18 protein-coding genes and 1 pseudogene are annotated in these 13,401 nt (G+C 61.5%); 14 read left to right on the top strand and 5 right to left on the bottom strand.

Features of this window, described 5'->3' with window-relative positions:
- From WA904_RS15000 to WA904_RS15010, 3 genes and pseudogenes are all read left to right on the top strand, one after another.
- Positions 1-279, top strand: a pseudogene (locus tag WA904_RS15000) (serine/threonine protein kinase); the annotation flags it as partial.
- Between the two features lie 407 nt (positions 280-686).
- A complete protein-coding gene (locus WA904_RS15005; RefSeq protein ID WP_425197928.1) occupies positions 687-1,304 on the top strand; it encodes an AAA family ATPase in 618 nt (205 codons plus the stop codon).
- Between the two features lie 88 nt (positions 1,305-1,392).
- Positions 1,393-1,848 (top strand): MaoC family dehydratase, encoded by a 456-nt coding sequence (locus tag WA904_RS15010; RefSeq protein WP_425197929.1) that lies wholly within the window; start codon positions 1,393-1,395, stop codon positions 1,846-1,848.
- 40 nt (positions 1,849-1,888) lie between these two features.
- Here WA904_RS15010 and WA904_RS15015 read toward each other — a convergent pair whose 3' ends face one another.
- The gene (locus WA904_RS15015) at positions 1,889-2,077 is read right to left on the bottom strand and encodes a hypothetical protein (protein ID WP_425197930.1); all 189 of its coding nucleotides are present in this window, start codon (positions 2,075-2,077) and stop codon (positions 1,889-1,891) included.
- Between the two features lie 91 nt (positions 2,078-2,168).
- On the opposite strand from WA904_RS15015, the gene WA904_RS15020 reads away from it, so the two are divergent.
- Positions 2,169-2,345 carry a hypothetical protein gene (locus WA904_RS15020; protein ID WP_425197931.1) on the top strand — a complete coding sequence of 59 codons (177 nt, stop codon included), beginning with the start codon at positions 2,169-2,171 and terminating at the stop codon, positions 2,343-2,345.
- 105 nt (positions 2,346-2,450) lie between these two features.
- Here the strand turns inward: WA904_RS15020 and WA904_RS15025 are convergent, their stop codons facing one another.
- Complete coding sequence (locus tag WA904_RS15025) at positions 2,451-2,744, bottom strand: DUF4148 domain-containing protein (protein ID WP_425197932.1); 294 nt, start codon at positions 2,742-2,744, stop codon at positions 2,451-2,453.
- A 213-nt stretch (positions 2,745-2,957) separates the two neighbouring features.
- Between WA904_RS15025 and WA904_RS15030 the strand changes: the two genes are divergently transcribed.
- Positions 2,958-3,908: a LysR family transcriptional regulator gene (locus WA904_RS15030; protein ID WP_425197933.1), complete on the top strand. Its 951-nt coding sequence runs from the start codon at positions 2,958-2,960 to the stop codon at positions 3,906-3,908.
- Here the strand turns inward: WA904_RS15030 and trmL are convergent.
- Both trmL and WA904_RS15040 read right to left on the bottom strand, forming a co-directional pair.
- The gene (trmL, locus tag WA904_RS15035) at positions 3,905-4,378 is read right to left on the bottom strand and encodes a tRNA (uridine(34)/cytosine(34)/5-carboxymethylaminomethyluridine(34)-2'-O)-methyltransferase TrmL (RefSeq protein WP_425197934.1); all 474 of its coding nucleotides are present in this window, start codon (positions 4,376-4,378) and stop codon (positions 3,905-3,907) included. The two genes, WA904_RS15030 and trmL, sit on opposite strands and share 4 nt — an antisense overlap.
- 327 nt (positions 4,379-4,705) lie before the next feature.
- A complete protein-coding gene (locus WA904_RS15040; protein ID WP_425197935.1) occupies positions 4,706-5,440 on the bottom strand; it encodes a ComF family protein in 735 nt (244 codons plus the stop codon).
- Positions 5,441-5,643: 203 nt separating this feature from the next.
- On the opposite strand from WA904_RS15040, the gene WA904_RS15045 reads away from it, so the two are divergent.
- From WA904_RS15045 to WA904_RS15080, 8 genes are all read left to right on the top strand, one after another.
- On the top strand, positions 5,644-6,543 hold the full coding sequence (locus WA904_RS15045) for a biotin synthase (protein WP_425197936.1): 900 nt from the start codon (positions 5,644-5,646) through the stop codon (positions 6,541-6,543).
- Between the two features lie 147 nt (positions 6,544-6,690).
- Positions 6,691-7,188 carry a DUF2244 domain-containing protein gene (locus WA904_RS15050; RefSeq protein ID WP_425197937.1) on the top strand — a complete coding sequence of 166 codons (498 nt, stop codon included), beginning with the start codon at positions 6,691-6,693 and terminating at the stop codon, positions 7,186-7,188.
- Positions 7,189-7,329: 141 nt separating this feature from the next.
- On the top strand, positions 7,330-8,535 hold the full coding sequence (coxB, locus tag WA904_RS15055; protein ID WP_425197938.1) for a cytochrome c oxidase subunit II: 1,206 nt from the start codon (positions 7,330-7,332) through the stop codon (positions 8,533-8,535).
- A gap of 105 nt (positions 8,536-8,640) precedes the next feature.
- On the top strand, positions 8,641-10,275 hold the full coding sequence (ctaD, locus tag WA904_RS15060; RefSeq protein WP_425197939.1) for a cytochrome c oxidase subunit I: 1,635 nt from the start codon (positions 8,641-8,643) through the stop codon (positions 10,273-10,275).
- Positions 10,276-10,301: 26 nt separating this feature from the next.
- Entirely contained in the window at positions 10,302-10,415 is a 114-nt protein-coding gene (locus WA904_RS15065) for a cytochrome oxidase small assembly protein (protein WP_348070369.1), read from the top strand.
- Positions 10,416-10,418: 3 nt separating this feature from the next.
- Positions 10,419-11,033 carry a cytochrome c oxidase assembly protein gene (locus WA904_RS15070; protein ID WP_425197940.1) on the top strand — a complete coding sequence of 205 codons (615 nt, stop codon included), beginning with the start codon at positions 10,419-10,421 and terminating at the stop codon, positions 11,031-11,033.
- Complete coding sequence (locus tag WA904_RS15075; protein ID WP_425197941.1) at positions 11,030-11,239, top strand: DUF2970 domain-containing protein; 210 nt, start codon at positions 11,030-11,032, stop codon at positions 11,237-11,239. Before WA904_RS15070 ends, WA904_RS15075 begins: the two co-directional genes overlap by 4 nt.
- 63 nt (positions 11,240-11,302) lie before the next feature.
- On the top strand, positions 11,303-12,220 hold the full coding sequence (locus WA904_RS15080; protein ID WP_425197942.1) for a cytochrome c oxidase subunit 3: 918 nt from the start codon (positions 11,303-11,305) through the stop codon (positions 12,218-12,220).
- A 94-nt stretch (positions 12,221-12,314) separates the two neighbouring features.
- Here the strand turns inward: WA904_RS15080 and WA904_RS15085 are convergent, their stop codons facing one another.
- On the bottom strand, positions 12,315-12,533 hold the full coding sequence (locus WA904_RS15085; RefSeq protein WP_425197943.1) for a twin transmembrane helix small protein: 219 nt from the start codon (positions 12,531-12,533) through the stop codon (positions 12,315-12,317).
- Between the two features lie 18 nt (positions 12,534-12,551).
- On the opposite strand from WA904_RS15085, the gene WA904_RS15090 reads away from it, so the two are divergent.
- Positions 12,552-13,298 (top strand): SURF1 family protein, encoded by a 747-nt coding sequence (locus WA904_RS15090; RefSeq protein WP_425197944.1) that lies wholly within the window; start codon positions 12,552-12,554, stop codon positions 13,296-13,298.
- Positions 13,299-13,401: the final 103 nt, after the last annotated feature.

A 13,401-nucleotide genomic window follows, 5' to 3' on the forward strand; every position in this document is an offset into this window, starting at 1 on the left:
CGCCAGGCCGTGCCGGTGGTTGAAAAGCCGGCCGCAGCCAGGCCGGTTGCGGCCAAACCGGCGGCAGAAACGGCCGCGGTTGCGGCTGGGTCGGAGGCGGCGGGTCCGGCGCCAGCAGCCACCAACCCCAAACAAGCCTGTGAAAACCGTGTGCTGCTTGGTTTCCAGCTCTGCATGAACGAGCAGTGCGCCAAACCGGCTTTCAGCAAACATCCGGCCTGCGTGGAGCGGCGCGCGATGGAGAAGCTGCGCCAGGAGGCGCAGGAAATGCGCAACTAGTGGCCTGTAACGTTGAAATGGGAGGCGAGGAACGCGTGAGACGGGGTGCGATGCAAGGCGCAAAGCACAGCGATGCCCCAGGCATCGCGCGCATTTGCAACACCGGAGCGTGCAACGTATCGCGTGGGCAGCGACTTCCGGTTTCAGCGTTACAGGCCACTAGGCACTGCAGCAGCTGCAGTCCGACCCTGGCTGCTGTCTGGCGGATGCTATAAAAACAGGAGCTGGTGGCGCCCGGTCAGTAAGGGTAGAAGGCCTTTTTGATGGCCAGCCATTGGCATCGGGCTGGAACCTTTCTGGTGCTGGCTGTGTCCTTGGGCGGCTGGTCTGCAGCCCGGATGTGTAGCCTGCGTTTGGTCTATGGGATGGCAGCCGTTACCATAGCGTCAAAATTCCAGGAGTTTCGTATGCCTGTGGTTGTGATTGCCAATCCGAAAGGGGGCGTCGGCAAAACGACGCTGTCCACCAATGTGGCAGGTTATTTCGCCAGCCAGGGCCATACGGTCATGCTCGGGGACACGGACCGCCAGCAGTCGTCGCGCCTCTGGCTGGGGCTGCGGCCACCGGGCGCCCGGCCGATTTCGACCTGGGAGGTCAATGCCGACATGATTGCCAGGCCGCCCAAGGGCGCGTCTCATGTGGTGCTGGACACCCCCGCCGGCCTGCATGGCTGGCGCTTTAACGATGTACTCAAGCTCGCCGACAAGGTGATCGTGCCGCTGCAGCCCAGTGTGTTTGATATTTTCGCCACTCGAAGTTTCCTGGACCAGCTTGCAGAACACCGTCACGCCGGCAAGATGCAGGTCGGCATTGTCGGCATGCGGGTCGATGCGCGCACGATTGCGGCCGACAAGCTGCGCGGTTTCGTCGAAAGCCTGGGCCTGCCGGTGCTCGGTTATGTACGTGACACACAGAACTACATTCACCTGGCAGCACGCGGGCTCACCTTGTTTGACGTGGCACCGAGCCGGGTGGAAAAAGATCTGGAGCAATGGCAGGGCATCTGTCGCTGGCTGGACCAGTGACGGGACACTCCCGCCCACGCCGGAGCGGTCCTCCGGCCGTGTCGCTGGCTGGACAAGCCGGTTTTCCGGGCGACGTTAAAGTCTGGGCATGAAAACCTTCCAGACCCTTTCCGAACTGGCGGCCTGTGTCGGCCAGGAAGTCGCCGTCAGCGACTGGCTCACCATCACCCAGGCACAGGTCAATCTTTTTGCCGAGGCCACCGGTGACCACCAATGGATCCACGTGGACCCGGAAAAGGCCAAAGCTGGGCCGTTCGGCGGGCCGATTGCGCATGGATTTTTGACCTTGGCGCTGCTGCCGAAGTTTTTTGAATCTTCGTTCGAAATCGTGCAAAGCCGCATGGGCGTGAACTACGGCCTGAACAAGGTGCGTTTCATGGCGCCGGTGCCGGTTGGCAGCCGGTTGCGGGCCCGAATGAAACTATTGGCCTGTGAGCCGATTGACAACGAAGGCGTGCAGATGGCCTGGGAAGTGACTGTCGAGCGCGAAGGTGCGGCCAAACCGGTGTGCGTCGCCGAGTCGCTGGTCCGGCGTTACCCCTGACCGCCCGGCGGCTGGCCGTGCATTCTTGCTGGACTTAAAGCTAGATCCGGCTTAACTGGATCGCCGGTATCCAGCCGCAAAAGGTTTCCAGCAGCGCATTGATGCGCCGGGCCGCCTCCGCCTGGTCATGTGTCCGTGAAATGCACTGGTGCAGATCACTGCGCAACAGCCATAGGTCCGCCGGCGTGACGGCCAGGTCGATTTTGTAGGTCACGCGCTGCGTGTCCATGCCTGTGCAGTCATGCAAGGCTCCATGCAGTTGCTGGCGGATTTGCTCAAGTGGCAAACGGCCCGGGGAAAGCGGGGCGGCAGGCACATGCTTGAACATTGCAAAAATGGAAGGAAAGGCCATGAGAATCGGGGTTCTTGCGGCCTTGTGGACCGAAGGAAAAAGAGAACGTGAAGGGCCGGATCTCGGTCTTCAGCGCTGGCGCCTGTCAATTATAGGGTTTACCCTTGGTTCTGGACAAGCTTTTCCCCTCCCCGAAGAAGGTTGATTCGCAAACCACACACGTTGCGGAATAAAAAAACCGCCCGGACAGAATCCGGACGGTTTTTGGGCGTCTTGCGCGGCCGGGAGCAACCCGGCCAGCCGGCTCAAATTACATGTAGCTGGCTTCGCCGCGCGGGAGTTGACCCAGGCGGACGGCTTCAGCTGCCTGCGCACGCACTGCAGCGCGCTCGATCGTGGACGGTGCGCTGGCCAGAACACGGGAGCCTGCAGGCTCCTGGCTGTGGTTTGTCACCTTGGCGGTGGCTTCGGCCCGCACTTCGGCCACGGAGCGGGTCGAATTGAACTGGACGGCAAATTGCGAACCGTCAGCCTCGTCGGCGTGGGCGCCGAAAGAGGCAACAGTGGCAAGAGCGGCAACAGCGAAGAATTTGGATGCGTTCATGATGAAATTTCCTTGAAAGGGTTAATAAACATTTCCGGGCATGGCGGGCCTCATTGATCCCGTCTGTCCAGCCTCGGTGAGTCGTTTATTGGTTTCGGCTCATCGATGGATTGAACTGTACTATTGCCATGGATGAAGAAAAACAGCATATCCATCAATTGGGCATTGCTGTTTATGGAACAATGAGGGCTTGATTTCTTAGGTAATTACCCTATGGACCGACTTTTATCGATGCGCGCTTTCCAGCAGGTGGTGGACGATGGCGGCTTCGCCGCTGCGGCCAGGACGATGGACATGTCGGCTGCTGCGATGACCCGGCTGATCACGGATCTGGAACAGCACTTGGGCGCCCGGTTGCTGCAGCGGACCACCCGCAAGCTGTCGCTGACCGAGGCCGGGCAGTCCTACCTGCACCGTGTGCGGCACATCCTCAATGATGTGGACCAGGCCGAGGCTTCGACGCGGCAGCAGACGGACGAGCTGGCCGGTCTGCTGCGCATCCATACCCAGCCGGTGATGGCTGTGCACATCATCGCCCCGCTGGTGGCCGAATTCCGGCGCCGTTATCCCAAGGTGGTGCTCGACATCACGGTGGATTCGCCGCTGGTGCCGCCGATCGAAGACTATGACTTGACGATTCTGGGGGCCGGCCGGCTCTATGACGCCAATGTCGTGGCGCGGCCGGTGATTGTCTCGGAAGGGCTGCTATGCGCCTCGCCGCGCTATTTGCGCAGCGCCGGCACGCCGCGCCAGCCCGAGGACCTGGAAAAACATGCACTCCTGCGGCTCAGCCAGGCGGGAATCCGCCAGCGTGAATGGCGCCTGATCAACCCGCAGGAGGCCGACCGGGAGGTCTCGGTCGAAATCAAGCCGGTGATGATGGCCAACCACAGTGACACCCTGCTGCGCGCTACGCTGGACGGCACCGGCATCAGTGCACAGCCGCTGGACCTGGTGGCCAACTACCTGCGCGATGGGCAGCTACGGCGCGTGCTCGCGCCCTGGATCACCGGTCGTTTCACGCTGTATGCAGCCCTGCCCAGCCGCAAATACGTGCCGGCCCGGGCTCGGGCGTTCATGGAGTTCCTGATCGAGCAGACCCGGCTGAAAGCCGCTGAAGCCGAGCGCACCTGGCCCTCCGGCGCTGAGAACGGTGCCGGCTAACCAGACGCCTGGGCGAAGTGGTTTTGCCGCCAGGCCTCAAACACCGTCACAGCCACCGCGTTTGACAGGTTCAGGCTGCGCTGGCCGGCCAGCATGGGCAGTTTCAGGCGCTGTGCCGGTGCAAACGTCTCGCGCAGCTCAGGGGCCAGGCCCCGGGTTTCCGCACCAAACACCAGCCAGTCACCGGGAGCAAACTGCGCGTCGTGCACAAGTTTTGTTCCGCGGGTGGTCAGGGCGAACAGCCGCTCCGGATCCGGCTGCTCGGTGTCCAGAAAAGCCTGCCAGCTGGTGTGGCACTTGAGCTCGGCGTACTCGTGGTAGTCCAGCCCGGCGCGCCGCATGTGTTTGTCATCCATCGAAAACCCCAGCGGCTCCACCAGGTGCAGGCGACAGCCGGTGTTGGCGGCCAGCCGGATGACATTGCCGGTGTTGGGCGGGATCTCGGGCTCGACCAGAACGATATTGAACATGGTCCGATTGTCGTTGGTCCCATGATGCGTCGCGGGCTTTGACTCAGGCCAGCCAGGGCCGCGGAACCGGCTCTGCCGGGCCGCAGGCGCAGCGCCCCCTCGGGGGGCAGCGCAGTACGCGAAGCGACAAGCGTGGGGGCTCTTCAATCAAGCAGGGGCCGCGGATCTGCCTTTGCCAGTCCGCAGGCGCAGCGGCCCCCTCGGGGCTGGTGCCTGCGGCTCCGAACCTGCTTGAGCAGGTTTGGACAGGCATAAGAAGCGAAGCCTCCGGCGAGCGGCGGCCTGCAAGGTGCAGGAAGCCACACGAAGTGAGCGACCGTGGGGGCTCTAATTCTCCGTACGTGCGAACACCACACCGGTCACCCGTGCGGCACCCGCATCCAGCAAGGCCTGCGCAGCGGAAAACAGCGAGGCACCGCTGGTCATCACATCGTCGACCAGCAGCACGCGGCGGCCTTTCAGCTCTGACACGCGCAGGGGTTCCACCACAAATGCGCCTCTGACATTCCGGAGCCGCGCTTCGCGTTTGAGCTGGGACTGGGGCGGCGTATTCTTGATGCGCAGCAGCAGCCGGGCGTCGACGGCGGCCGATGTCCCGCTTTGGCGGCCCAGCGCCTTCCCCAGTTCCCAGGACTGGTTGAATCCGCGGGCTTCCAGCCGCTCTGCCGACAGCGGCAGAGGCAGCAGCCAGTCATCTGCCCGCAGTGCAGCCAGGTTTTCAGCGACACCAGGTGTCCGCATCAGCAGGCCCGCAAACAGCGCCGCCCAGGCCGGGTCATGGCCGAATTTGTAGTCTGCCATCAGTTCTGACCAGGGATAGGCATAAGGTACGGCGGCGAAACACGCGTGCAGCGGTGGTGGCCGGCGGACACACGCGGCGCACTGGTCCAGGCCGGTGGACAGACCCAGCGCACACGTGCTGCAGCGCGCCAGGGGCTTGGCAAAGCGCGCGACACACGGCGCGCAGATGCGGCGTGCCGGCCAGCTGTGGCATACCGCGCACTGGCTGGCCAGGTTTTGCAGCATGGAAGAGGCCGGGTGGAGCAAGCGCAGCGACATCATGTCAATATACTAGGAGCCTGTTGGACTTGGGAGTCGTCGGCTGCAACCCGGCCGCAGCGGTCCATTTTTCACCGTCTTTTTGTCCCATAGCTGGGCTATGGGCCTGCAAATCCGGCAAAAACTGTCCTCGCCGGGGCCGATTTTCGCTTTCGACGCCCCAAGCCCGACAGGCTCCCAGGCGCTCTCCTTCTTCACTCTTCATCATGCCCAACGACCGCCCGCCTACCCTGGATCCGATCGCTGTTGCCCGCTGGCAGCGCGTGGCGCCGGCGGTATCGCCGTGGCTGCACGAGGAAGTGGCGCAACGCATGCTGGACAGGCTGCAGTGGATCAAGCTCAAGCCGCAGGCCTGGGCTCATTGGGGGGCCGTGCGCGGTGGCCTGCAGGCGCATCGCCAGCTGGCTGAAAAATATTCGAATGCAGAGTGTTTTGTGGCTGAAACCCATGCAGGGCATGCGCAGATGGCTATTAAAAACATAGCAATTCCCTGGTGGAACCCGAAACGCTGGACCACGCCGGCCCCGCGTTTTGAGGCACCGCCCGCGGCCGGCGTTGACATGCTGTGGGCCAACATGGCACTTCACGAAGCTGCCGATCCGCAAGCCTTGCTGGCGCGCTGGCACGAGGCGCTGCGTGTCGGCGGCTTCCTGATGTTCTCCAGTCTCGGGCCCGACAGCGCGCGCGAACTGCGCGCAATCTACCAGGCGCTGGGCTGGCCGCCGGCCGGCCATGAGCTGACCGACATGCATGACTGGGGCGACATGCTGGTGCAAACCGGCTTTGCCGAACCGGTGATGGACATGGAGCGCATCACACTGACCTACGAGACGCCGCAACGCATGCTGCAGGAGTTGCGCGAGCTGGGCCGCAACTTTCATCCCGGACGTTTCCCTGCCCTGCGCGGCCGCAAGTGGCAGGCGCAACTGCTGGAGACGCTGGCGCAACAGTTGCCGCGTCAGGCCGACGGCCGGTTCACGCTGACCTTCGAGGTCATCTACGGCCACGCGCTCAAGGCGCCGCCGAAAATCAGGGTCAGCGCGCAAAGCGCGGTGTCGGTCCAGGACATGCGCGCCATGCTGCAAGGGTCGCGCGGCAGTTCCTGAGGCCTGCGGGCAAGCCGGGGCAGGGCTCTCCGCATGGCTTCGCACGGGGTAAACCCGGCTACAATCCAGAGTCGAATTTTGGGTATGTTCCCGCGCAACAAGCCGCCGAAAGCGTATGACCGGCGGCAATTTTTTGAGCGTTGCTTCGTGTCGCACACCAACCCCGCATTCCGTTTCACTGCGTCAGGCCAAGGTGGCCAGGGCCAGCAGGCTGTGCAATGGCTGCTCAAGCGCAATTGTTCGGTGACGCCGGCTCAACTGCTGTGGCTGTATGTCTCGCTGTGCCTGGTTTCTCTGGGCATCGCGGGCTTCTTCTGGTCGCAGGGCGCAAAAATGGTGATGTTTTTTGCGTGGCTCGAACTCCTGGCGGTGGGTGCTGCGTTCTGGGTCTATGCCCGGCATGCCACGGATGGCGAACGCATTGTGCTGCAGGGACAGCGACTGGTGGTGGAGCTGGAGAGCGCGGGGCGTCTTGAGCGGGCAGAGTTCAACCGCGAATGGGTTCGTGTCGAACCCAGGAACGGAGACGGCTCGCTGATCGAGGTATCGGGCCAGGGCCGGTCGGTCAGGGTAGGGCGGCATGTGCGTCCGGAGTTGCGGCCCGCGCTGGCGCGGGAGCTTCGTCACGCTTTGCGTGACGCTTGAGTCGCGCTGGATGGCGGGGTACCGGGTCGGGGGTCGCCCGGGCGTCGTCGGGGCTGACTTTATAATCAGCTGCTTAATCAGTCGGTAATTGAGGCATTAATAGTGATCACGATGAACGTACGCACAACAATAGGGTCAGGCATGAAGCACGCAGGCGCAGTTTTGACATCCCTGGTCCTGCAAGCGAATCGCAAGCTGGCTGCCGTCACGGCCCTGCTGGCCGCCTGGATCAGTACCGCAGCCTACGCGGTCAATGACCTGCCCGGCGGGCCGGCCGTCAACCAGCTCAATTTGCACCCGGCCGTGACCAAGATAGCCGAAGAGCAGCACTGGCTGCACTGGTTCATGATGATCATCTGCTTGGTCATTTTCCTGGCGGTGTTCGGTGTGATGTTTTATTCCATCTGGAAGCACCGCAAGTCCGTCGGCCATAAATCGGCCAATTTCCACGAGTCCGCCACGGTCGAGATCATCTGGACCATCGTTCCCTTCGTCATCGTGATCCTGATGGCCTTGCCGGCCACCAAGGTGCTGGTGGCATCCAAGGACACTACCGGCGCCGACCTGACCATCAAGGCCACCGGCATGCAGTGGAAGTGGGGCTATGACTACATCAAGGGCGAGGGCGAAGGCATCGCTTTTGTCTCGACCCTGGACAGCACCCAGCGTGAAATGTCCAGCAACGGCGGCCCGGCCAAGGGTGAAGCGCCGGACGACTACCTGCTGAAGGTGGACAACCCGCTGGTGGTGCCTGTCGACCGCAAGATCCGCATCATCACCACGGCCAATGACGTGATCCATGCTTTCATGGTGCCGGCCTTCGGCATCAAGCAGGATGCCATTCCGGGGTTCGTGCGCGATACCTGGTTCCGTCCCGAGAAAATCGGCGACTACTACGGCCAGTGTGCAGAGCTGTGCGGCAAGGAGCACGCCTACATGCCCATCCATGTGAAGGTTGTTTCCAGCGAAGACTATGCCAAGTGGGTTGGCGTGAAGGTCAAGGAAGCCGCTGCCAAGGCCGACGATCCTTCCAAGGTGTGGGTGCTGCCCGAGCTGAAGGCCCGTGGCGAGAAGGTCTATGCAGCAAACTGTGCAGCCTGCCACCAGGCCAACGGCAAGGGCGCAGGCCCGATCAAACCGCTGGACGGCTCGGCCATCGTGATGGACAAGGATCATGGCAAGCAGATCCAGGTTCTGCTGAACGGTGCGGCCGGGGGGGCGATGCCTTCGTGGAAAGCGCTCAGCGACACCGACCTGGCTGCGGTGGTCACCTATACAAAGAACAACTGGTCCAACCAGACCGGCCAGCTCGTCCAGCCTTCTGAAGTGCTGGCCGCGCGGAAATAGGCCGTCTACAGCCGGACCCTCGCAGATTTCAAGTACAGCCGACAAGGCCCTCCGGGCCTGCCGCAAAGACAAAGCTACAGGCACAAGCCACCAAAGGAAGCCAAGATGAGTGCAGTTCTAGACCATCACGATCACGCGCATGATGACCACAGCCATGCCCCGACGGGCTGGCGCCGCTGGGTGTTTGCAACCAACCACAAGGACATCGGCACGCTGTACCTGCTGTTCAGCTTCACCATGCTGATGGTGGGCGGTGTACTGGCCTTGATGATCCGCGCCGAGCTGTTCCAGCCCGGCCTGCAACTGGTCAATCCGGAACTGTTCAACCAGCTGACCACCATGCACGGCCTGATCATGGTGTTCGGCGCCATCATGCCGGCCTTTGTCGGTTTTGCGAACTGGATGATCCCGCTTCAGATCGGCGCGGCCGACATGGCTTTTGCCCGCATGAACAACTTCAGCTTCTGGTTGCTGATTCCCGCCGGCCTGATGATCGTCGGCTCCTTCTTCATGCCAGGTGGTGCGCCCGCCGGTGGCTGGACGCTGTATGCGCCGCTGTCGTTGCAAATGGGCCCGTCCATGGATGCTGGCATTTTTGCGCTGCACATCCTGGGTGCCTCGTCCATCATGGGCTCGATCAACATCATCGTGACCATCCTGAACATGCGCGCACCCGGCATGACGCTGATGAAAATGCCGATGTTCTGCTGGACCTGGCTGATCACCGCCTACCTGCTGATCGCCGTGATGCCCGTGCTGGCCGGTGCCATCACCATGACACTGACCGACCGCCACTTCGGCACCAGTTTCTTCAATCCTGCCGGCGGCGGCGACCCGGTGATGTTCCAGCACATCTTCTGGTTCTTCGGCCACCCGGAGGTCTACATCATGATCCTGCCGGCCTTCGGCATCATCAGCCAGATCATCCCGGCCTTTGCCCGCAAACGCCTGTTCGGCTACGCCTCCATGGTGTATGCGACGGGCTCCATCGCCATTCTCAGCTTTGTGGTCTGGGCGCACCACATGTTCACCACTGGCATGCCGGTGACGGGCCAGCTGTTCTTCATGTACTCGACCATGCTGATCGCCGTGCCCACGGGCGTGAAGATCTTCAACTGGATCGCGACGATGTGGAAGGGCTCGATGACTTTCGAAACCCCGATGCTGTTTGCCGTCGGTTTCATTTTCGTGTTCACCATGGGCGGTTTCACCGGCCTGATCCTGGCGGTTGCGCCGATCGACATCCAGGTGCAGGACACCTACTACGTGGTGGCCCACTTCCACTACGTGCTGGTGGCCGGCTCGCTTTATGCGCTGTTTGCCGGCTATTACTACTGGTCGCCCAAATGGACCGGCGTGATGTACAACGAAACCCGCGGCAAGATTCACTTCTGGTGGTCGCTGATTTCCTTCAACGTGACCTTCTTCCCGATGCACTTCCTCGGCCTGGCCGGCATGCCGCGCCGTTATGCCGACTACCCGATGCAGTTTGCCGACTTCAATGCGATTGCCAGTGTGGGAGCCTTTTTCTTTGGCTTTGCCCAGGTTTATTTCTTCTTCTTCGTGGTCCTGCCGACGATGCGCGGCAAAGGTGAAAAAGCGCCACAGCGCCCCTGGAACGACCCTGATGGCGCGGGCGCTGAAGGCCTGGAGTGGGAAGTGGCGTCTCCCGCCCCCTTCCACACATTTGAAACACCTCCCCGCTTGGACGCTACCGCGACCAAGGTCGTGGGTTACTGAGTTTTCAGGCAAGCAGCTTGCGCGCCATGACACCTGAACAGAAAAAGAACAATTTGCGGTTGGGGCTGATCCTCGCCTCGATTGCCATCGTGTTTTTTCTCGGTTTCATGGCCAAGCTGGTTTTTTTCGGCAAGGGCTGAGGCATGGGTCTGAAGCGCGAAAATTTCCGCATGGTGGGCAAGCTGGGCGTGATTGTGCTCGGCATGTTTGCCTTCGGTTATGCGCTGGTACCCATTTACAAAACCATCTGCGAAATGACCGGCATCAACATCCTGGCGCTGGGTGACCGGCAGATTCCTGGTGCAACACCGAAAATGTCGGCCAACACGCAGGTTGATACCAGCCGCAGCATCACCGTCGAGTTCGATGCCAACGCGCGCGGGCCCTGGATGTTCAAGCCGGCAGTGCGTTCCCTTCAGGTGCATCCTGGTGAGCTGGCAACGGTGATGTACGAGTTCCAGAATGTGCAGAGCCGCACCATGTCGGCCCAGGCGATACCGAGCTACGCGCCGGTCCAGGCTGGTGCGCATTTCAACAAGCTCGAGTGTTTCTGTTTCAGCCAGTACACCCTGGCCCCGGGGGAGAAAAAACAGTGGCCGGTGGCCTTTGTCATCGACCCCAAGCTGTCCAAAGACGTCAGCACCATCACACTGTCCTATACATTTTTTGAAGTGGGTGGCAAAACGCCGGCCGCTCCCGCTGCAGGTCCGGTGGCCGCGGTTGATCTGGCCGTGCAGCGACTGGAATCGGGCGTATGAGCACACCGGTGACGCAACGCAAAGGTTCGATCTGGCGCACCATCAAGGCGGTGAGCTGGTCGTTCGTCGGGTTGCGCAGCCGGGGCGAGTACGAAAAAGACGTCGAGCAACTCAACCCGGTGCACATTGTCATTGCGGCGCTGGTCGGGGTGCTTGTTTTTGTCGGCTGTCTGATTCTTCTGGCCACCTGGGTGGTGGGCAAGTAGCCGCGGCGTGCTTCAGGCCATTGATTTTTTGAATACTAGAATTTAGCGAAACAGGAGTTGGAAATGTCTTCAGCAGCGCATGCAGGAACCCCGTATTACTTCGTCCCGGCGCCCTCGGCCTATCCGGTGATGGCGGCCATCGGCCTGTTTTTCGTCTTTTTTGGCGGAGGTCAGTGGATCAACGGCGCAGGCTGGGGTGCTTACTCCCTGGCTTTCGGCATGGCCTGGTGGCTGGCTGTGCTGTTCTTCTGGTTCAGTGCTGCGGTAAGCGAAAGCGAGGGGGGACTTTACGGGCACAAGGTGGACTTGTCCTACCGCTGGAGCATGAGCTGGTTCATTTTCTCGGAAGTCATGTTTTTCGGTGCCTTTTTCACGGCCCTGTGGTGGGCGCGAGTGCATTCAGTGCCGGAATTGGGCAGCCTGGAAAATGCCTTGCTCTGGCCCGACTTCAAGGCGGTCTGGCCCAGCGTTGCAGCCGGCGTCACTGCGTCGCCGGCCGGCATCATCGAACCGTTCACGCCGATGAAGCCGCTGATGATAGGTGGAGGAATCTGGGCCAGTATCATGGGCTCCTTGCCGACGGTCAACACGGCGCTGCTGCTAAGCTCCGGCGTCACCATCACCATCGCCCATCATGCACTCATCGATGGAAAACGTGCCCGCACCATCGCCTTCATGTGGACGACGGTTGCGCTCGGCGTGGTCTTTCTGCTTGTGCAGGGCTATGAGTACTTTCATGCCTACCACGAGATGAACCTGAAGCTTTCATCCGGCGTGTACGGTTCGACCTTTTTCATGCTGACGGGCTTCCACGGCTTCCACGTCTTTGTCGGCATGCTGATGCTGCTGTTCATCACACTGCGCTTGCAAAAAGGACACTTCACGGCGGAGCGTCACTTCGGGTTTGAAGGTGCTGCCTGGTATTGGCACTTTGTGGACGTGGTGTGGCTGGGCCTGTACGTCCTGGTCTATTGGCTCTGAGGCGCCCGCCGCCAGACAGGTGTGACGGGAGTTGCGCTGCTGCAGGCGGCGAGAAAGCAAAGGCCGCCATCCGCGGCCTTTGTCTTTTGTTCTTTTATTTGCCTGCCGCAATGCCGGTAGGCTGGATATAGCCCATTTTCCAGGCGATCAGGATGCAGACAAACAGCACAATTGAAAAGCCGACGCGAAAGGCCAGTGCGCGCGCCATGTTGCCGCTTTTCGCTTTGCTGCTGCCGCCTTTCAGCATGAAAAACAGCGCTGATCCAAGGCTGGCAATGATGATCAAAAACGCGATTGCTACAAGGTAAGTCATGATCAGGATTATCCGCGCATGAGCCCAGCCCTGCCCAGGCTCCGTTTTTGGGTGGTGACCCTGGCCGCCGTCCTGATGGCTGGCCTGACCTTTTCCCTCGGGCAATGGCAGTGGCGCCGGGCCGCCGACAAGATCGCGCTGCAAGCTGCGATCACTGAGCAAAAAAGGCTTCCTGCCCTTGATAACCGTGCACTTTTTGCTGCAAAAAACATAGCTGATGTAACGCACCGGCAAGCCTCGCTGCAAGGTGTCTGGCAGGAGGCGCACACCGTCTACCTGGACAATCGCCCCATGGGCGGCAAACCCGGTTTTTGGGTGGTGACGCCGCTGGCGCTGGAGGGCGGCCGACCGTGGCTGCTCGTGCAGCGCGGCTGGATTCCGCGGGACTTCAATGACCGGACCCGCCTGCCTGCGGTTTCAACGCCGCCCGGCCTGGTCCGAGTTGCTGGCCGCATGGCCCCGCCGCCGTCCAAGCTATACGAGTTCGCAGGCGTGCAAAGCGGCCGCATCCGGCAAAATCTCGACGTCGTTGCCTTCAGCGCTGAAATCGGTCAGCCCCTGTTGCCTGCATCACTGCTGCAGACAGGGCCGGCCAGTGAGGGCATGTTGCGTGACTGGCCGGAGCCCACACTGGGTGTCGACAAACATTACGGTTATGCCTTCCAGTGGTTCGGCTTGTGTGCCCTGGTCCTGGGGCTGTATGCCTGGTTCCAGCTGATTTCCCCAAGCCGCAAGAAGCAGCCCCCATCTCGTCCCCATTCCTGAACGGCGATTTCAACGTGCAACATCCACAGTCCGATTCTTCCCTGCCGTCTTCAGCCGGCCACGCCGCAACAGCTGGTCAGGACCAGCCTCTGGGCCTGACCGT

It is taken from the genome of Polaromonas sp. (assembly GCF_049790275.1).
Classification (GTDB): Bacteria; Pseudomonadota; Gammaproteobacteria; order Burkholderiales; family Burkholderiaceae_C; genus Polaromonas.